Source organism: Cupriavidus sp. HY129 (assembly GCF_059492215.1).
The window spans coordinates 2,053,590-2,072,957 of the sequence record NZ_CP083255.1 but is presented as its reverse complement, the minus strand read 5'-3'; the positions used below and the strand labels follow the sequence as shown (position 1 = coordinate 2,072,957).

18 protein-coding genes and 1 riboswitch are annotated in these 19,368 nt (G+C 63.3%); of the genes, 10 read left to right on the top strand and 8 right to left on the bottom strand.

What is annotated here, in order from left to right; all coding sequences use genetic code 11:
• Positions 1-73: 73 nt before the first annotated feature.
• Together mdoH and K6G35_RS25620 are read right to left on the bottom strand one after the other, a co-directional pair.
• On the bottom strand, positions 74-2,680 hold the full coding sequence (gene mdoH, locus K6G35_RS25625) for a glucans biosynthesis glucosyltransferase MdoH (protein ID WP_080709812.1): 2,607 nt from the start codon (positions 2,678-2,680) through the stop codon (positions 74-76).
• Positions 2,653-4,239, bottom strand: coding sequence for a glucan biosynthesis protein G (locus tag K6G35_RS25620; protein ID WP_040011278.1), 1,587 nt, complete (start codon positions 4,237-4,239; stop codon positions 2,653-2,655). Before K6G35_RS25620 ends, mdoH begins: the two co-directional genes overlap by 28 nt.
• Positions 4,240-4,688: 449 nt before the next feature.
• Between K6G35_RS25620 and K6G35_RS25615 the strand changes: the two genes are divergently transcribed.
• Complete coding sequence (locus tag K6G35_RS25615; protein ID WP_008651248.1) at positions 4,689-5,090, top strand: RT0821/Lpp0805 family surface protein; 402 nt, start codon at positions 4,689-4,691, stop codon at positions 5,088-5,090.
• Between the two features lie 83 nt (positions 5,091-5,173).
• On the opposite strand, the gene K6G35_RS25610 is transcribed toward K6G35_RS25615, so the two are convergent.
• The 3 genes from K6G35_RS25610 to K6G35_RS25600 form a co-directional block, all read right to left on the bottom strand.
• A complete protein-coding gene (locus K6G35_RS25610) occupies positions 5,174-5,764 on the bottom strand; it encodes a surface-adhesin E family protein (RefSeq protein WP_495676541.1) in 591 nt (196 codons plus the stop codon).
• 123 nt (positions 5,765-5,887) lie between these two features.
• Positions 5,888-6,574: a 3,4-dihydroxy-2-butanone-4-phosphate synthase gene (gene ribB / locus K6G35_RS25605; protein WP_495676540.1), complete on the bottom strand. Its 687-nt coding sequence runs from the start codon at positions 6,572-6,574 to the stop codon at positions 5,888-5,890.
• Positions 6,575-6,698: 124 nt separating this feature from the next.
• Positions 6,699-6,860: riboswitch (FMN riboswitch) on the bottom strand.
• Between the two features lie 87 nt (positions 6,861-6,947).
• A complete protein-coding gene (locus tag K6G35_RS25600) occupies positions 6,948-7,817 on the bottom strand; it encodes a helix-turn-helix domain-containing protein (RefSeq protein ID WP_495676539.1) in 870 nt (289 codons plus the stop codon).
• A gap of 310 nt (positions 7,818-8,127) precedes the next feature.
• Between K6G35_RS25600 and K6G35_RS25595 the strand changes: the two genes are divergently transcribed.
• The 7 genes from K6G35_RS25595 to K6G35_RS25565 all read left to right on the top strand — a co-directional run bounded on the left by K6G35_RS25595 (position 8,128) and on the right by K6G35_RS25565 (position 13,755).
• On the top strand, positions 8,128-8,346 hold the full coding sequence (locus tag K6G35_RS25595; RefSeq protein WP_008651241.1) for an HP1242/YdcH family protein: 219 nt from the start codon (positions 8,128-8,130) through the stop codon (positions 8,344-8,346).
• Between the two features lies 1 nt (position 8,347).
• The gene (ppk2, locus tag K6G35_RS25590; RefSeq protein WP_495676538.1) at positions 8,348-9,499 is read left to right on the top strand and encodes a polyphosphate kinase 2; all 1,152 of its coding nucleotides are present in this window, start codon (positions 8,348-8,350) and stop codon (positions 9,497-9,499) included.
• A gap of 176 nt (positions 9,500-9,675) precedes the next feature.
• Positions 9,676-9,960, top strand: coding sequence for a type II toxin-antitoxin system RelE/ParE family toxin (locus tag K6G35_RS25585; protein WP_008651239.1), 285 nt, complete (start codon positions 9,676-9,678; stop codon positions 9,958-9,960).
• A gap of 9 nt (positions 9,961-9,969) precedes the next feature.
• Positions 9,970-10,317, top strand: a complete 348-nt coding sequence (locus K6G35_RS25580; RefSeq protein WP_035883673.1) for a HigA family addiction module antitoxin — start codon at positions 9,970-9,972, stop codon at positions 10,315-10,317.
• 114 nt (positions 10,318-10,431) lie between these two features.
• Positions 10,432-11,745 carry a hemolysin family protein gene (locus K6G35_RS25575; RefSeq protein ID WP_008651237.1) on the top strand — a complete coding sequence of 438 codons (1,314 nt, stop codon included), beginning with the start codon at positions 10,432-10,434 and terminating at the stop codon, positions 11,743-11,745.
• A 399-nt stretch (positions 11,746-12,144) separates the two neighbouring features.
• The gene (locus tag K6G35_RS25570; RefSeq protein ID WP_008651236.1) at positions 12,145-13,482 is read left to right on the top strand and encodes an EAL domain-containing protein; all 1,338 of its coding nucleotides are present in this window, start codon (positions 12,145-12,147) and stop codon (positions 13,480-13,482) included.
• A gap of 144 nt (positions 13,483-13,626) precedes the next feature.
• Positions 13,627-13,755: an entericidin A/B family lipoprotein gene (locus tag K6G35_RS25565; RefSeq protein ID WP_008651235.1), complete on the top strand. Its 129-nt coding sequence runs from the start codon at positions 13,627-13,629 to the stop codon at positions 13,753-13,755.
• Positions 13,756-13,873: 118 nt separating this feature from the next.
• Here K6G35_RS25565 and K6G35_RS25560 read toward each other — a convergent pair whose 3' ends face one another.
• The 3 genes from K6G35_RS25560 to K6G35_RS25550 form a co-directional block, all read right to left on the bottom strand.
• Positions 13,874-14,515 (bottom strand): bifunctional 4-hydroxy-2-oxoglutarate aldolase/2-dehydro-3-deoxy-phosphogluconate aldolase, encoded by a 642-nt coding sequence (locus K6G35_RS25560; RefSeq protein WP_008651234.1) that lies wholly within the window; start codon positions 14,513-14,515, stop codon positions 13,874-13,876.
• Positions 14,516-14,594: 79 nt separating this feature from the next.
• Positions 14,595-15,530, bottom strand: a complete 936-nt coding sequence (locus K6G35_RS25555; protein WP_008651232.1) for a sugar kinase — start codon at positions 15,528-15,530, stop codon at positions 14,595-14,597.
• A 57-nt stretch (positions 15,531-15,587) separates the two neighbouring features.
• On the bottom strand, positions 15,588-16,859 hold the full coding sequence (locus tag K6G35_RS25550; RefSeq protein ID WP_008651231.1) for an amino acid deaminase: 1,272 nt from the start codon (positions 16,857-16,859) through the stop codon (positions 15,588-15,590).
• A 132-nt stretch (positions 16,860-16,991) separates the two neighbouring features.
• Here K6G35_RS25550 and K6G35_RS25545 point away from each other — a divergent pair, with 132 nt between their 5' ends.
• A complete protein-coding gene (locus K6G35_RS25545) occupies positions 16,992-17,897 on the top strand; it encodes a MurR/RpiR family transcriptional regulator (RefSeq protein WP_008651229.1) in 906 nt (301 codons plus the stop codon).
• Positions 17,898-17,899: 2 nt separating this feature from the next.
• Complete coding sequence (locus K6G35_RS25540; protein WP_495676537.1) at positions 17,900-19,363, top strand: N-acyl-D-amino-acid deacylase family protein; 1,464 nt, start codon at positions 17,900-17,902, stop codon at positions 19,361-19,363.
• Positions 19,364-19,368: the final 5 nt, after the last annotated feature.

The following is a 19,368-nucleotide window of genomic DNA, read 5'->3' as shown; positions in this document are numbered from 1 at the left end:
CGCATCCGGATGCTGGACAAACAAAAACGGCAGGCTTCAAAGCCTGCCGTTCTTGTTTCCAGCGATGCGTCCCTCAGGCCGCACGTGGACGCAATGGCAACACGTTCGGGGCCCGGCGCATCAGCACGCGCGTTTCCTTCCAGGCGCTGTCCGCCAGTGGCGAACCCCAAACCAGCTCATGCAGCCTGGCCAGCGCGAACGGATCGCCCAGCAACACATGCTTCTGCGCGGCCGACAGCGACTTCGGCCCGTTCGTCAGCGCGTGCTGCACGAGCGCCGCGTGTTGCAGCCGCGCCGCCTCCGGCTGGATCTTGCGCGCGGTACCGGTGGCGCACATCAGCGCGTTGGTCACCGGATCGACCACGGCATCGACGAATCCCGGCACCTCCTGTGCATTCTCCACGTGCTGCTGCGTCTCCACGATCTCGCGCGGCACAACCGTCTCCTCGGGAATCATGAACAGGCCCGCGCGACGCGCGGCACGACCCAGTGAGACCCGCGACAGCATCACGGACAACGGAATCGACAGCGCAAGCGAACCGACGATTGGTAGCAGCCACCAGATGAAGCCTGGGCTGATCCAGTAGACGCCTGCGCCCCACACCAGTCCCAGCAGCGTATGCCAGCCGTGGCGACGGAATGCCTCCCCCCAGGTAGTCTCGGCGTCCTCGCGCGGTGGCGACTTCCACGAGATCCCCCAGCCGCTATAGGCTGCAATCACGAACTTGGTGTGGAACAGCATGCGCGTCGGTGCCAGCAGGGCCGACATCGTCATCTCCAGCAACATGCTAATGAACAGCCGCATCACACCGCCATACTGCTTGGCGTCCTTGAGCAGCAACAACACGCTGGCCAGCTTGGGCAGGAACAGCAGCGTGGCCGTGGCCGAGAACAGCGCGAGCGCCTTTTCCGGATGCCACTCCGGCCAGGTCGGGAACATCTGGTACGGCTTGGTGAAGTACTCGGGCGGCACCAGCGCGTGCTTGGCCAGCGCGGCCGTGGACAGCAGCAGGAACAGGAACCAGAGTGGCGCCGACACATAGGCCATGATGCCGGTCAGGAACACCGCGCGGTGCACCGCGTGGAAGCCCTGTTTCATCCAGAGCCGGAAGTTCATCAGGTTGCCCTGGCACCAGCGGCGGTCGCGCTTGACCTCGTCGAGCAGGTTCGGCGGCAATTCCTCGAACGAGCCCGGCAGGTCGTATGCGATCCACACGCCCCAACCCGCACGGCGCATGACCGCTGCTTCGACGAAGTCGTGGGACAGAATCTCGCCAGAGAGCGGACCCTTGCCCGGCAGCGGCGCCAGGCCGCAGTGTTCCATGAACGGCTTGATGCGAATGATTGCGTTGTGGCCCCAGTAGTGCGATTCACCAAGTTGCCAGTAATGCAGACCAGCCGTAAATAGCGGGCCGTAAACGCGGGTGGAGAACTGCTGCACTCGCGCGTAAAGCGTGTCACGGCCAACCGCGAGCGGCGCGGTCTGGATGATGCCCGCGCCCGGGTTGGCCTCCATCAGCCGCGTCAGCGTGGCCAGGCAATCGCCACTCATCACGCTGTCAGCGTCGAGCACGATCATGTAGCGATACTTGCTGCCCCAGCGGCGGCAGAAGTCGGCCACGTTGCCGGTCTTGCGCTTCACGCGGTGGCGACGCCAGCGGTAGAAGATGCGGCCGAAGCCGCCTACGGCACGGCACACTTCCATCCACGCGTCATGTTCAGCCGTGCGCAGATCGGGATTGCCGCTATCGGACAGGACAATGAAATCGAAATGCTGCAGCTCGCCGGTGCGCTCGAGAGATTCGTAGGTCGCGCGCAAACCGGCAAAGACGCGCGTCACGTCTTCATTGCAAATCGGCATGATCACGGCCGTGCGGGCTGCGGGATCGATCGGCGCATCGCTCGCGGCACTGCGCGATATCAGATGGCGGTCGCCGCCCTTGGCCAGCACCAGAAAGCCCATCATCGCCGTCCAGAAACCAGCCGACACCCACGAGAACAGCACCGCGAAGAGCACCAGGATCGCCACTTCGAGCGGATCCGCGCCGTGATACGGCAGTACCTTCGCCATGAAATACGTGGCCAGCGCGGTCTGGATGACCACCAGCGCCAGCAGGAACCAGCGGCGATGCGAACCTGCGGGATGCCACTTGCCTTCGGCATCCGGGCCGTCGTGCAGCGTATCCCAAGTTTCGGGGACCGGCGGCCGGCCCAGCATCTTGCGCCAGCTATTGCGAATCCAGCCGGAGATCACATGCGGTGGCCACTGACGCGGCACCATGGACGCGCGCTGCGGCTCCGGGCCGGTGTCCACACGCACGGTGCCATCGTCCCGCCGCTGCAGCAACGGAGCACCATCGACCTGTGGATTGCCGTACGCCATCGCGAAGCGTCGGGGCACCGAGGCATATGCAGCACCACCGGCCGTAGTCCGCGTATTCAGATCCGCGATGTCCTTCTCCTTCGGGTCGCGCCCAGCCAGGCGCAATTGCAACTCCGTCATCGCCGACGGCACTTCAATGCCCTCGGCCGGCAGGCTCGACACGGCCGGAGACAGGGCATCGGCCAGCAGTTCGTTACGTACCTCGGGCGAAGCCGGCAGACGATCGACATAGCGCTCGCATACTGCCGCCGCCTGGGCCGGTAACTGCTTTAGCCTGGGGGTAAGATGTAGCTCCATGTTTCGGATAGGGTCGTATTGCCGTTGCGAAGATAGCCGCGCAACTCAACCGGCTTGTTCTCGTCCTTGCGCCGCATGAACATCGTCATGCGCCAGCCACCCGTGGCCTCATTGCGCTGGACTGTTGTCTTGAGCAGTTCGCCATTAGCGTCCGCCGAAATCACTGCATCCAGTCTCGCGTCTTCAGGCAGTTTCTTGAAGGCCGGGCCTTCGAAATCCACCATTAGCGAGAAGCTGGTGTCGTCCTGCTTGCGCGTAAGGCCCTGCCCGCGGCGCGTTTGCGTGACCCATGACAGCGGCGGCAGGTTCTCGCCATCCTTCTGCCACTTCAGGCGGTACTCGTAATCGAATGCCTGCTTGGGCTTGGGTGGGCTGTCGGGCACCCAGAACGCGACGATGTTGTCGTTGGTCTCGTCGGGCGTTGGAATCTGCACCAGCTCCACGCGGCCAGAACCCCAGTTACCCTTCGGCTCCACCCAGGCACTCGGACGGCGCTCGTACCAGGCTCCGATCTCCTGGTAGTTGTCGAAGCTGCGATCGCGCTGCATCAGGCCATACCCTTGCGGATTGGTGGCGGCGAACGATGTCACCAACAGTCGCTTGGGGTTGACCAGCGGACGCCAGATCCATTCACCGGTACCAAGCTGCACCGACAGGCCATCGGAGTCATGCACCTCGGGCCGGTAGTCGGTGTCTTGAGACGGCTGGTTCTCGCCAAACAGATACATGCTCGTCAGCGGCGCCAGACCCAGCTTGGTCACGTTCTCACGCAGAAAGAGACGTGACTTCACTTCCATCACGGTCTCGTTGCCGGGCTTGATGACGAAGCGGTACGCGCCACTCACTCGACGGGAGTCCATCAGCGCGTAAATGGTCAGCTGCTTGTCGTTGGCCGCCGGTCGCTCGATCCAGTATTCGACGAAGCGCGGAAACTCCTCGCCCGAGTTCAAGGCCGTGTCGACCGCCAAGCCGCGGGCCGACAGGCCATACCACTGGTCTTTGCCCAGCGCGCGGAAGTAACTTGCGCCCAGGAACGACGCCAGCTCATCCTTGCGCTTGCCCTGGTTCAGCGGGTAAAGCAGCTTGAAACCGGCAAACCCAAGGCCCTTGAGCTTGGCCGGATCCACCCGATGAGAGCCATAGTTGAACGCGGAAGGATCGAATCGGAATTCGCGCACGCTATTGCCGACCACCTCGTTGATCTTCACCGGCTGGTCGAACACCATGCCCTCGTGGAAGAACGACACCTCGAACGGCAACCGCTGGCCGCGCCACGCGAAGCGCTCGGGCTTGTACTCGATCTCGCGATAACGCTCGTAGGGAAGGTCCTTCAGTTCGCGCGGCAAGTCGTGTTTCACCGGCTTGTACGGCGACGCCGACAACTGGCGCGCGCGTGCTGCCACGGTCTCGAAGTCGAACGCGTGGGCAGTCACCACCATCGCCGCCAGCAGACCACCACCAATCCACCGCCCAAGACCGGACATCCTCGCCGATAAGCGCCGCGCAGGCGCGGCGTTCGGAATCTGGTCGTGGCGAATCGAAGGTGTAATGGCGGTCATGAAGGCCCGGGAGTGGGTTAACGGAAGCAGCGACCCGATCATGTGGCCGGATCGTGAATCTTCAACATGCGGAAGCAGCAAGAGATGAGCCAGGGTGCTGCGCAACGACACCCGCGTCGGCATATCCGTGCCAGTGCCAGATAGGCCCACCGCAGGACAGGTTTGATGGCTTTGTTGCATTGCGATGCGAAACCTTAACAATTCGAGCCTTAAAAGTCACGTTTCGGTGTCGCAACGTTTGCAACAAAATGTCACACCTGTGGGCTGAAAGCCGCTCCGGACAAGCGTTTGCGGGTTGAAGTCAAGCATAGGTCATGGTTTGACAAGGTGGCCCCAGGCGTTAACGGCCGCATCGACGAATGTGCCGCGGACGCCCTTCCTTTGCACGCAATCCGTCACCACGCGCTTACAATCGGCCCATCGACAATGTCACTTCACAAGGAACCGTCATGTCCTTCCGGCGTCATTTCCGCCTTGCCATTGCAGCCACGGCAGGTTGCGCCCTGCTGCTTGGCGCCAGCCAGCCGGCCCTGGCCTACTTCGACAATTACCTGTCCGGCAGCATCGTGGGCACGTTGAACAAGAAGGAAGTTGCCTCACTCCAGCAAACCGTGCGCAAGGCACTCAACGACACGGAAGACAACCAGGTCGTGGAATGGCATTACCCCGGCGAGGGTCGTCGTCAGGCCGTGGATGGCACGGTCAGCCCGATCGCCACCAAGACGGACAAGGGCCAATCCTGCCGCCGGCTGAAATCGGAACTGAAGCGCGGAAGCGCCACCGAGGCCTGGTCAGGCTGGTTCTGCAAGCAGTCGAATGGCACCTGGAAGGCGCGTCAAGTCCAGGACTGACGCCTGATAGGCCACCGGCCGACGCGGAGTGCCGGTTAGCACTCCCGCGGTCGGCCGGGTAGGCGAATACGCCGTGCGAATGCTCAGTGGCAGAGACGGCCGATTAGTTCAGCGGCCAGCGTGCCGGGCGCTGCCGGCTGGGGCATCCCGGCCTGAGGCCCGCGAATCGTATAGAGCGATTCGCCGCGCGCGTAGCGCTTGTTGTAGAGGGTCTGCTCGATCACGGCATACATCGACGTCGCGCAGTTAAGCACCATGCGCTTGAGCGATGAACGGATCGTGTCGCCACTGGCGGTCTTGATGACACCGGCCGGTGCGTTATGCACCAGTACCACGCCCACTTCGGTGCCGCGCCGGCGGATGGCTGTCTGATCGAGATAGGAAACCATGCCACTGGCGCCCATCAGCGGCATCCAGCGTTGCGGGTCTGGTGCGGCCGGATCGGGCGAGGCCACCAGCGTGCACCCTTCACGCGGCGAAGCGCGAAACACGGTGCCACCATTCGGGCCCTGGCATTGATACAGAGCCCCGGCTGCCACCGGACGCACCGCAGGATTCGGCATCAGCTGGGTCATTGGAACCATGCCGTCCGATTCCGCATAGGCAAGCGGCGTGGCAAGACAAAGGCACGCGCCGGCGAGCAGCGCCGCGCGTGAAATAAAGCGGGAGAACATTGGGAACCCTCGTAAGGACGGGAAAAAGTCCCCCGCATTTTCGCACAGCATTCGCGCGCGACGATGATCTTGATCGATCTGCATCGTTTTGGGACCAGCGCCGCGTCATTAGTTTGCGGCTGATCAGCCGTTAATTTCCCGCCACGCCACCAGATCGGCGATCGTCAGTACCGGCAGCTGGTACATCTCGGCAAACGCCAGCGCTTCGGGCCGGCGTGCCATCGTGCCATCGGGATTCATCAGCTCGCACAACACCGCGGCCGGCGACAGGCCCGCCATACGCGCGAGCTCGACCGAGCCCTCGGTATGCCCGCGACGCGCCAGCACGCCCCCCTCCACTGCCACCAGCGGAAACACGTGTCCGGGGCTCACCACGGCGTCTATACCTGCCTCATCGGCGATGGCGGCACGAATGGTCGTGATCCGGTCCGCCGCGCTGACGCCGGTGGTCACGCCTTCACGCGCCTCGATCGATACCGTGAACGCAGTGCCGTACTGGCTGCGATTGTTCTCGACCATCGGCCGCAGGCCGAGTTGCCGCACCTTCTCCGGCGTGAGGCACAGGCAGACGATGCCGCTGCATTCGCGGATCATCATGGCCATGTTCGAGTTCGTCAGCCGCTCCGCCGCAAGAATCAGGTCGGCCTCATTCTCGCGGTCGTCATCGTCGAGCAGTACGACCGGACGGCCATCCCGCATCGCATCGAGGGCCTGCACGATGCGCTCGGCCAGTGGACGCGTGTCGGCATCGGATGGCCCCAGCGAGGCGGGGGAATCGGGAAAGCTGGTGGATTTGGTAAGGGTCAGCATTGAAACGCTCCGTGCGTGGATTTCCATGGATGGGCGTTTCAGGGGATGATCAGCGAGAACGGCAAAGACACCCCGACGGCACGCAGTGGACGACAACGCGCGCGCATGGGGTCATGCGAATTCCGCCCATCTTCTTTCATCCGGACTTTAACCGTCGGCCCTGGCTTCTCACCAGATCTGCTGACCCCACGCGGAGAGCGTGGGCGCTCGCGGGCTCGTGACAATGCGCCAATGGCGCCGGCCACATACCGCCGGTGGGGAATTACACCCCGCCCTGAAGACGTAACGATGCCGCCGCGAGAGACCTCGCAGCGGCGCGACGATCTTAGCACGACTGTGCTTTTTTGGCTTTTCAGCGATGCGTCGATGCTGCCTATGAATTTGCCGGCACCTCGGCAAGCGCTTCGAATACCGCCTTTGTGGCGTCGTCAGCGGGATAGAAGCATTCGATCCGCAGTTCCTGCAGGGTGACATCCTGCGGAATACCCAGCGTGGTCAGCGTGGAGAACAGCGACGCACGGAATCGCCCGGCATGAAGCGCCACCGGCAGCACGGGTGGCGGCGTGCCTTCGGCCGGATCATCCTCGACAAGCAGGACACCTCCTGGCCCGACCATGTCCGGATGCCATTCGGCGATCCGCCGCAGGATCTCGCGCGCGGTCTGGTCCTGCGCCTGTACCTGCAGCTCCTGCCAGACGCGCCGCAGCAAATAGCGGCCCACCTGCCGCGCGTTCTCGATCACGGGCCAGAGACTCTTGGGATCGAACACTGCCAGCATCAGGTTCAGTCGCCCCCCCGCTTCGTCCAGCGTGGCTGGCTTGCGGCCCTGCAGCAGCTTGTCGAGCATGCGCCGGTAGGCTTGATTGGCATCGACCAGGTGCCAGAACCGGTCGAGCACCACGGCGGGATACGGTTCCTGTTTCGCCAGGATCAGCGCGATGGCGTGCCGCACCATTTGCATTGGAGGCGAGGCCAGCGCGTGCTCGCTATAGGCCGGGGCGTAGCCGCTGGCCAGCAGCAGCCGGTTGCGCTGCCGCAAGGGCACGCCCAGGCGTTCTGCGAGCGCCAGCACCATCTCACGACTGGGCCGGGCGCGGCCTGACTCGAGGAAGCTGATATGGCGCTGCGACACACCGGCCGCCAACGACAGGGCAAGCTGGCTATAGCCGCGCTTTCCGCGCCAGTAGCGCAGCAGGCCGGGGAAATCGAGGGCGGCTTCAGAGCCGGGAGTGAGCGTATCCATGGGAGGCATTACAGCACGCCGGCCATACCCGGGCGACTACCTCAAAGGTAATCGTTGTAATTCAGTCATCCGCCATGCAAACGCCGCTATTGCTGCCATGAGCGCGCAGACTATTGACGATCGACAGTGATAGCGAGGCGTTCCGAGGTCAGCCCACCGCGGGCTTCGTTGTCCTCACAAGGAAATGTCTGATTCTTCGTGAGCGCCGCAATAAGCATGACCCACGTCAATTCCAAGCTGCCGCCAACTACACAAAATGTAATCAATCGGCACAGTCTCTCGCCCTCACCCCCGCTTAACAGGACACAACATGTTCCCGGAATACCGCGAAGAAATCTCCCGCCTCAAGACTGAAGACGCCCACTTTTCCCGTCTGTTCAACCTCCACAACGATCTCGATCATCAGATCAAGAACATGGAAAGCGGCATCGTCGTCGGAACCCATGAAGCCATTGAAAACCTGAAGAAAGAGAAGCTGCGCTTGAAGGATCAGTTGTACGTGATTCTTCGCAAGACCGCCGGAAACTAACATGGCCATCGGCAAGAAAAACGCGGCGGCCAACGACGGGCTTCAGGCCGTCGACGCCGCACAACCGCTTGCAGGCTCCGTTGCCGACGAGCGTCCGGTCAGCAAGGGGGACGTTCTTCCCACCAACTCGGCGCGTTCGGCCGAACTCCACGCTGTGCGCGATGGCGCAGAAGCCGCCAGGGTGCTCGTGGCCAGTGGCTTGCGTGACATGCTGGCCGATGTCGCCGGCAAGGACCCGGATACTGTCCTTGCCACCGTCCGCACGGTCATGGACGGGCTGTCGCCCGACGAGGCCGCCGAACTGCGCCGCCTGATCCTCGAGGGCGAGCCCTCGACGTGGCCTGCCGGCAAGAAACGCCATCCTGACGACGAACTGTCAGCCACCTGGCGCCAAGGCACGTATCCGTATCAGAACCTGATGTCGCGCCGCAACTACGAAAAGCAGAAGTACCTCCTGCAGGTGGAGTTGCTGAAGCTTCAGGCGTGGGTGCGCGAAACGGGGCAGCGCGTGGTGATCGTGTTCGAGGGACGCGACGCGGCCGGCAAAGGCGGCGCGATCAAACGGTTCATGGAGCATCTGAACCCACGCGGTGCGCGCGTAGTGGCGCTCGAAAAGCCCACTGACACCGAGCGTTCGCAGTGGTATTTCCAGCGCTATATCCAGCACTTGCCGGCAGCCGGCGAGATCGTGCTGTTCGATCGCTCCTGGTACAACCGCGCAGGCGTCGAGCACGTGATGGGCTTCTGCAGCAATGCCGAGTATCACGACTTCCTGTATCAGGCACCCGAGTTCGAGCGGCACATCGTCCGCAGCGGCATCCATCTGTTCAAATTCTGGTTCTCCGTGAGCCAGAAGGAACAACGGCGCCGTTTCAAGGAGCGTCAGGTCCATCCGCTCAAGCAGTGGAAACTGAGTCCGGTCGACCTTGCTTCGCTCGACAAATGGGAAGACTACACCCAGGCCAAGGAAGCGATGTTCGCCCGTACGGACACCGCTGACGCCCCCTGGACCGTGATCCGTTCGGACTGCAAGAAGCGGGCGCGACTGAACGCGATGCGCGTCGTGCTCCACCGCTTTGCCTATACGAATCGCAGCCCGGAGCATGTCGGCCTGGTCGACCCGCTCGTCGTAGGCCGTGCGCTGGCAGGTTGAGCGAAACGGGATAGCGGCGGCCTCGGAACGCCCACCGGTACCGGTGGGCGTTTTCGCATCCACGATTCAGAACCTCGGGAATCCGGGGTTTCAGATTCATCCCATATTGGTAATGGTGCGCGATTCGTACGATGGCTCCATCCCGGAACCAATGACTGACCGTACCGCCAACCATCATGATCCGCTCGCTCTCCGACAAGACAACGGCCGCCATCTATTGCGGCCAGTCCGTTCACACACTGCCCGCTCACATTCAGGCCGACGCGCTGCGCAAGCTCGCGATCCTTGACGCTGCGTCGTCTCTTCCCGATATGGTCGCTCCACCCGCAAACCGGCTGGAACCCGTTCTCGGCAAGCGCCGTGGACACTGGCGCGTGCGCATTCAAGGTCCGTGGCATCTCTGCTTTCGCTTCATCAACGGCGAAGCGTGGGACGTCGGCATCGCCGAATACGAGGAATGAGGAGCGCGCATGACAATCAAGCGCGAAGACTTGCGGCGCTCGGATTTTCGCAGCATTGCCACCGGCCAGCCGATTCCGCCAGCACACCCCGGCGAGGTCCTGGAAACCGAGTTCATGGCGCCAAATGAACTGTCGGCGGAAGCATTGGCGGTGGCCTTGCATATGGCGCCGCAACGAATTCACGATATCGTGCGGCGTGAGCGCGCCATTTCGCCAGACACCGCTCTGCGGCTGGCCCGCTATTTCGGCACTAGTGCGGAATTCTGGGCGGGCCTCCAGACCGCGTATGCACTGCGGCTGGCGCGCGCGGCTGCCGGGTCGATCATCGAGCGTGACATCCAGCCGCTGACGGCATGATCTGCCCTTGTGCCGCCACGACAGTGATGCTTACGCCACCGAGGCAGTATCCCGTCACATGCCGATGGTATGCTCTGACTTTTCAATTCCCGCGCGCACAGGGCGCGCACCCTGATGGAAATTGCCATACTTTTGGCGCTCATTCTGGTGAACGGGCTGTTCGCCATGTCCGAAATCGCGCTTGTGACGGCTCGCAAGGCCCGCCTTCAGCGCCATATCGACGAGGGCGACCGGGGCGCCATGGCGGCCGTGAAACTGGGCGAGGACCCTACCCGCTTCCTCTCGACGGTCCAGATCGGCATTACGTCGATCGGCGTGCTGAACGGCGTGGTTGGTGAATCCACGCTGGCGGCGCCACTTGGCGTATGGCTTCAGGGATTTGGTATTTCAGCCACTACGGCTGGATACGTTGCCACGGCGATCGTCGTGGCGGGCCTGACCTATTTCTCCATCGTGCTGGGCGAACTGGTGCCCAAGCGGCTGGGTCAGCTTGCGCCGGAAGCCATTGCCCGGATGGCCGCCCGCCCGATTTCGTTCCTGGCCGTTGCCTCCACGCCTTTCGTCAAGCTGCTGTCGAGCTCCACCCGCCTTGTGCTGCGCCTGCTTGGTGTGAAAGCCAATCGCGGTCCGGCAGTTACCGAGGAGGAAATCCACGCGCTACTGGTAGAAGGCTCGGAGGCCGGCATCATCGAGCAGCAGGAGCACACGATGGTGCGCAACGTGTTCCGCCTCGACGACCGCCAACTCGCTTCGCTGATGGTGCCTCGTGGCGATGTGGTCTATCTGGACGTCGAGGAGAGCGAGGACGAGAACCTGCGCCGCATCGAGGAATCGGACCACGCCCGCTTTCCGGTGGTACGCGGCGGGATGCACGACATTCTCGGCGTGGTCAGCGCCCGCCAAATGCTGGCCAAGCGTCTGCGCGGCGAAAAGGCCGAACTGACGGCCGTGCTGCAGCCGGCGGTGTTTGTGCCCGAAAGCGTGACCGGCATGGAACTGCTCGAGAACTTCCGCTCGTCCGGCGGGCAGGTTGCCTTCGTGATCGACGAGTACGGCGAAGTGCTGGGCCTCGTTACGCTCCAGGACCTCGTGGAAGCGATCACCGGCGAGTTCAAGCCGGATGCGGCCGGCGACGAATGGGCTGTTCAGCGCGACGACGGATCATGGCTGCTGGACGGACTGATCCCGATTCCCGAGCTCAAGGACCGCATCGGCCTGCGGGCGGTGCCGGAAGAGGCCAAGGAGCGCTATCACACGCTGTCAGGCATGCTCCTGCTGCTTCTGGGTCGACTGCCGCAAACCACCGACGCCGTGCAGTGGGAGGACTGGAAGTTCGAGATTGTCGATATGGACGGCAAGCGCATCGACAAGGTGCTGGCCTCTCGCGTACCGGCGGAGGACGGCCCCGAGCCCGACACCACCGGCTGATCGGCAATACTGATCGGCGATACCTGACCCGATCCGATCATTTCGATAGATCGATCAAAACGGACACTTCGGTGTCCGTTTTCTTTTGATCCAAACCAAGTGTGTTAATCGCTCGCCACTGCCGTGTTCAAGATACGCGACAGCCGGGCAATCCCGATATTGCTCAAGATCAACTTTCGCTGCGACGATATGCCTGTGCCAGCATCGTCGAATTACGATCTCGCAGGTTCCTGCCGTATTATCTGACCAGCCGTGCATAGGTAGTGCGGCCGCGCACACCCAATAGACCCTGCCGCACCACCGGAGCGCGCCGGGCAAGAGAACATCAGGACGGAACGCAGTCGCGGTATCGCCGGCGGCTATTGCCTAACATGAACTTGCTGCCAGCAAACGTATTCGATGGACTCTGAAGCCAAAGACGCGCCTTGGGGGGACGACCACGACCGCGAGCCTGCGCTGTCCGAGTCCCAACCCGCCGCCTTTCTGGCAGCGCTTGCCGGGCATCGCGCCGAGATTGGAACCGCACACCCGCTGGCGATCGTGATCGTCCGCCTGGACCGTTTTCAGTTTGCCTGCGAAACGATCGGCAGCCGGCGCACCCGCCTGCTGCGGGCTGAGGTCAAATCCCGCATAGCCGGTGTCGGCGTCATGCCCGCCGTGATGCACTGGCTAAGTCCGGCCGACCTTGGCATCGCCTGCCTGCTGCCGGCAACCACTGAAGAGATGGCCGAACTGAGCCAAAGCATTGCGACGGCGCTGCGGCTCCCCTACTCGGTCGACGGATTCGAATTATTCCTCTCGTGCAGCATCGGCACTGCCATCGATAGCCCGGAAAGCGCCACCGAACGCAATCTGCAGCAGGCGTTCGATGCGATGCTACAGATCAACCGACGTGGCGGTGGTGGCATTGCCAATGCCAGTCAGCCCGTTACCCCGCGCATGGTGACTCTGCTGGCGGCCCTGCCCGAGGCCGTTTCACGCGGCGAGTTCAGCCTGCAGTTGCAGCCTCGTGCGCTATTCGACACAGCGGAGATTGCCGCCTATACAGTGCGTTTACGCTGGCATCACCCAGTGCTTGGGCGTATTTCGCCGCAGGACTTCCTGCCAGCCGTCGAAGCGCTCGGCATGATGCGCGAGGTCGGCCACTGGCTGGTGCAGCAACTGCTGCAATTGATCCAGGAATCCAAACATGTGGCAAAGGTCCAGTTCACGCTGCTGGCGTCCAGCCCGCAGCTCCTGGCCGACGATGCGATCACCATGCTGCAGCGCGCTGTGGAAACATCCGGTATCTCCCCGGACCGTCTCTGCGTGGAGGTGCCGGTCCAGTGCATCGGGGCAGTTGCCGATGCCACGCAGAAAGCCGCACGACTGCATGACTGCGGCATCCAGATTTCCCTCTCCGATTTCACGGATGACCAGGTCAGCCGGCACGCGCTGGCATTGGTCGCACCCGACATGGTGATGCTCGATGCACGGCATCTGGGTAGTTCGGCGCAGGCGCGCGATGCTGCCTCGTTGTTGCGCGCGGCATGTGTGTTCGCCAGGTCGCGGGGCGTGGCAGTCCATGCCCGGGGTGTGGAAACTCGCGCTCAACTCGAGGCCGTACGCGATTGGGGTTGCGATGGCGTGCAAGGCTATCTGTTGGCGCAGCCCTTTCCCGCGCAATGGCTGGTGCAGACCCACGCTGCCGTGGCTGAACGCGCTCGCCAACTCCTTCGTCCAACCAATTTGGTCTAACCGGCACGATGGTACGGCGCAACGCGCGGATCACATCATTTGCAGTATTGATGGACTTACACTTTGGCACATATCCTGCATCGACAAGTATCGGCGCGGCGATAAAATGTGCCCGTTGATTACTATCCCTGAAAGGAGCCCCTCGTGAAGAAAGGATGGATCTGGTGCGTACTGGTCGCCACATTGCTGGCAGGCTGCAATACCATGGCGGGACTTGGCCAGGACATTCAGAAGGGCGGTCAAAAGCTTGAGAATTCGGCCGAGCGCAAGTAAGACGGCTGAGCGCTCAGGTAGTCCAACTGATGCATGAAAAAGGGGCGCTCGTGCGCCCCTTTTCTTTTTCCTGTTGCGGCTTGCCAGTGCCGCATCCTATCGACGACTGCCCTCAGGCTCAGACCTTCCGCAACTGAGCCGCCTCTTCGGCCAGCTTGCGGATTCGCCCCCAATCCTTCGCCGCAATCGCATCCTTCGGCACCACCCACGAACCGCCTACGCACACAACGTTGGGCAAGGCCAGATAATTGGGCGCTTTCGCCAGATCGATACCTCCAGTCGGGCAGAACTTGAGCTGAGAGAACGGTCCGTGCAGCGATTTCAGCATCTGCACGCCCCCGGCTGCCTCCGCCGGGAAGAACTTCAGGAACGAAAAGCCCGCTTCGAGCGCGAACATCGCCTCGCTCGCCGTCGCCACGCCCGGCAGCAGCGAAATACCTGCACCTTGAGCGCCATCGGCCAGCTTCTGCGTCAGCCCGGGCGACACCGCGAACTGCGCGCCAGCATCACGCACGGCCTGGAGTTGGTCAGTCGTCAGGACAGTTCCAGCGCCAACGACTGCTTGCGGCAGGGCCTTGGCGACGGCTTCCATCGCTTGTAATGCCACAGGTGTGCGCAACGTGATCTCAAGCAGCGGCAGGCCTCCGGCCACCAAGGCCTCGCTGATATGCAGCGCATCGTCGACAGAGTGGTATTCGAGCACCGGAATCACCGGCACGTTGGTCAGGCGTTCGAGCAGAGGGGAAGCTTGGATGGGCATGACGGTCCTTCGATAAATTGGTGCGTTGGTGCGAGGGGCCGAATTGTCGTGAAACGGGACAAGGCTGTTGCCGAATGCGTCAGGCAATCACGGTGACGCCCTGCTCCAGCCGGGCCCGCACGGTTTCGGCATGGGGGATGGGCGCCACGGCCCCGTAGCCCGTGGTCGACAACGCAGCGGCGATGTTGGCATAGCGTGCCGCATCGAACGGATCAGCGTCCGCAGCCAGCCGCGCGATGAAGCTGCCGCCGAAGCAGTCGCCCGCGCCAGTGGCATCGACCGGACGCACGGGGAACGGCGCCACCAGCGCGCGAGATTCCTGCGTGGCAATGTAACTGCCTTCCTCTCCGAGCTTCAGCGCAACCAGTTCCACACCGCAATCCAGCAGATAGTCGACGATCGCATCGCGGTCATCGAGCCCGGTCAGGATCGTGATGTCGTCCCAGCTCGGCAGGCAGATGTCGGTCAGGGAAAATGCCTCGCGCATGATGCCTCGCGCACGGGCCAGCGACCAGAGCCGCAATCGCAGATTCGTGTCGAGCGATACTTTCGCCCCGGCCTTGCGCGCATGTTCCATCGCCGCCAGTCCTGCATCACAGGCGCTGGTGCTGATTGCCAGGCTGATACCGGAGAGATGCAGAAAGCGCGCCTGCGCAATGGTCGCCAGCGGCAACTGCTCATGGTGATAGCGGCTGGCCGCGGAACGCTCGCGCAGATAGTCGAAGCGATGGCCGTGGTTGTCGTGGGAGACGAAATAGACCCCGGTGGGCGCAGAGGCATTGACCACCACATGTCGGGTATCGACACGTTCCCGCGTCCACAACGCCAGCAACCGCTCGCCGAAGCTGTCGGCGCCTACGGCGGTGATGTAGCCCGTGGTCGCGCCCTGGCGCGCGGCGGCAATGCAGAAATTGGAGGTATCGCCGCCAAAGCCCTGCAGGTAACGCGACGGATCGTCGGGCTGCTGGTTGAACTCGATCAGCGGTTCGCCATAGGCAAGGATATCGATACTCATCTCGGCTTCATCTCCTCTTCATTCCATTCGGTCTGGCCACGGGGACTGACACCGGGGTCAGAAGAACGTCTGAACAATGTCGATGACCTGGAACTGGCTGTCCAGCACAGGAATATGGCGCCACTTGTCGAAGGTCAGGCAAGGATGCGAGATATCGAAGGCAATCATATCGCCGACGCGGATGTCATCGCCAGCCTCGATTTCCAGATAGGCGTGCTGATCCATCATGCCCGTCACTTTCCAGCGCGCGGGCGTGGCAACAGGGCCGGCCGCACCCGGACGAAACATCTGCGCCGGTATCGGCATGCCCGCATCGAACGCGGCATCCCGCTTGCCCATGCCGATGATGGCGCGGTTTGGCTCGGGAATCGACTGCACATAGGCCCAGAGCTGCAGCGCGGGCAGCAGGCCCTCCCGCATCTTCTGCGCCACCGGATTGCTCGCCAGGATGCGTTCCTGCGCCGCTCGATAGACGCCGACGTCGTGCGTCAGGTAGCACCCGGGACGCAGCACAATATCGATCGGCATCCCGATATCGGTGCGAGCGAACTCTTCGGCCACCACGTCGTACCATGCCGAGCCCGCGCCGGACATCACCACCGGGCTGCGTCCGAACCGCCCCGCCTTGGCCAGTTCGCGCGTTACGGCCACCGTGCGCTGCAGAAGCTTGCGGATATCGGCTTCCTGTTGCAACACGCCTTCATAGATCTCGACGCCGGCCAGCTTCAGGGCGTTCGGCCAGCGTGCCAGCGCATCGAGCACGTCCGACTGCTGCGCGGCATCACGCACACCGGTCCGGCCGCCCTCCACGCCCAGTTCCAGCAGCACCTGCAGCGTCTGACCACGCGCGTGGAAGAATGCGCCAAGCTGGTCGACGAGCGCGGCCGAATCGACCAGCGAGAAGAACTCGAATGACGGGTCGGCAGCCAGCAGATCGGCAACGATCTCCATATTGCGCCGCCCCACTAGCTGATTGGCCATCAGCACGCGCTTGACGCCGTGCGCGGCTGCCGCCGCGGTCTGGTGCGCAGTGGCCAACGTGATGCCCCACGCGCCCTCGGCAAGCTGACGCGCGAACAGTTTCGGCGCCATCGTCGTCTTGCCATGCGGTGCCAGTTGCACGCCGTACGCGCCCATGAAATTGCGCATCCACTGCAGGTTGTGCGTCAGACGGTCTTCATAGAGCACTGCGGCCGGGAGACTGAGCTCTTCAGCCAGCAGACGCCAGCCCGGCTGCCCCGCCTCGGACGGCGTGAGTGGCGCGTCCAGACGCCCCATCGCCTTGTTCAGCGGATCGATCATACCGGTCTGGTACTTTGTTTCACGCATGACTGACATCACCCCGTCAAAATTCAATTGACGTAATGATAGCCTTGAAACTACGATATTTCATCCTTGTTAGAAAGTAACATGCTTCGTCGGCAGAGGTAACCGACGGGGCCCGCCCACCCACCGTACGCCATGACTGCGCCCTTCGATATCCTGACCCGCATCGCCGAGCGTGGCCCGTCATTGCGACTGGCCGAGCAGAAAGTGGCGCAGGTGATTCTTGAGGATCTTGCCGGGGCCGCGGCGGCCAGCATCAACGAACTGGCGCGCAAGGCGGCGGTCAGCGAGGCAAGTGTCACGCGCTTTGCAAAAGCCATCGGTTGCCGTGACGTCCGCGACCTGAAGCTGCGCCTGGCACAAGCCACGGCAGTGGGATCGCGTTTCCTGCAACCGGCGCCGGGCCCGGTCGATACCGACGCGCCGGCCGCCCTGGCCGAGCGCATCCACGGCGACGTTCTCACCACGCTCGAAGTCAACCGAAAGTTGATCGATCCCGAGCGGATCGACATTGCCGCGCGCCTGTTACTCAACGCACGCATGGTCTACGCTTTTGGCATGGGTGGAGGCTCGACCTTCATGGCCGACGAGGCGCGGTATCGGCTGGCGCGATTGGGGCACCCGGTGGCCACGTATCACGACGCACTGCTGCAGAAGATGGTCGCCGCAACGCTGACACGCGATGACGTGGTACTGGCGTTCTCGGCCAGCGGCAGCGTGCCGGAGATACTCGCCAGTTGCGACATCGCGCGCGAGTATGGCGCGCGGCTGATTGCCGTGACCGCGCTTGGCTCGCCGCTGGCCGCGCGCGCCGACGTGCTCCTGCCCGTGCGGACGCTGGAAACGGATTTCATCTTCAAGCCGTCGGCCTCGCGCTACGCGATGCTGATGGTGCTGGACGTACTGGCCACCCGCTTTGCGCTGCTGCAACAGGAGCAAAGCAAGGAAAAGCTGCGCCGGCTGAAATACGTGCTGGATGCCCACCGTGGCGTCAGCCAGGATAGTGACGGGCCAGACAGCCGCCAGCCGCTCGGAGACTGACGATGCCACACCTGTTCGATACCCTGATCCGCTGCGTGCTGCTGCTCGATGGCTCGGGCGCCGCGGCGCGCCTGGCCGACGTGGCGATCCGCGATGGCCGCATCGCCCGCATCGACGAGCCTGGCGCGATCGACCCCGATTCCGCGTCGAACGTCGTGGAAGGTCACGGTCTGGTGCTTTCCCCCGGGTTTATCGATGTCCATACGCACGACGACACCAATGTCGTGCGTGAGCCGGCGATGACACCGAAGATCTCGCAAGGCGTGACCACCGTGGTCGTCGGCAACTGCGGCATCAGCGCCGCGCCTGTCACGCTGGCCGGTGATCCACCCGACCCGATGAACCTGCTGGGCCGCGCCGACGCCTTTCGCTACCCCGACTTCAAAACGTACGTGGCTGCCGTCAACGCCGCGCAACCAGCCGTGAACGTGGCCGCACTGGTCGGCCATACCGCGCTGCGCAGCAATCATATGGATCGGCTGGACAGGCCCGCGACCGAGGCCGAGACCGCCGCAATGCGCGACCAGCTTCAGGAAGCCCTGGATCATGGCGCGCTTGGGCTTTCCACCGGCCTGGCATATGCCAACGCATTCCACGCTCCCACCGATGAAGTGCTGGCGCTGGCCGAACCGCTGGCCAAGGCAGGCGCGATCTACGCCACCCACTTGCGCAGCGAGTTCGCGGAGATTCTGGACGCGATGGATGAAGCCTTCCGCATCGGCCGCCACGCGCGCGTGCCGGTGGTGATCTCGCACCTGAAATGCGCGGGCGTGTCGAACTGGGGCCGTAGCGGCGAGGTGCTCGCCGCGCTCGAAGGCGCGGAACGTTGGCAACCGGTTGGCTGCGACTGCTATCCGTACACCGCCAGTTCGTCGACACTCGATCTCAAGCAGGTCACCAGCGACTTCGACATCCAGGTCACCTGGTCCGAGCCACATCCCACGATGGGGGGCCGGCTGCTGGCCGATATCGCCGCCGAGTGGAACGTCGACCTGCTTGAGGCGGCACGGCGCCTGCAGCCCGCCGGCGCTGTCTATCACTGCATGGAGGATGCGGACGTCGATCGCATCCTGAGCCATCCGGCCACCGTAGTTGGGTCCGACGGGCTACCCAACGATCCGCAGCCGCATCCGCGCCTATGGGGCGCATTTCCACGCGTGCTGGGTCACTACGCGCGCGATCGCGAACTGTTCCCGCTCGCGGTGGCCGTCAACAAGATGACGGGCATGTCGGCCGAGCGCTTCGGCCTGACCGGTCGCGGCTTCGTGCGCGAAGGCTACTGGGCCGATCTCGTTCTGTTCGACGCCGCCACGATCCGCGACGCGGCGAGCTTCACCGATCCACAGCAACCGGCCGAAGGCATTGCGGCCGTCTGGGTCAACGGCGAACTGACCTGGCGGCAACGCGCCGCCACCGGCGTACGCGCCGGCCGCTTCCTGCCACGCGGCCCCCAGCAACAACACTGAAAACA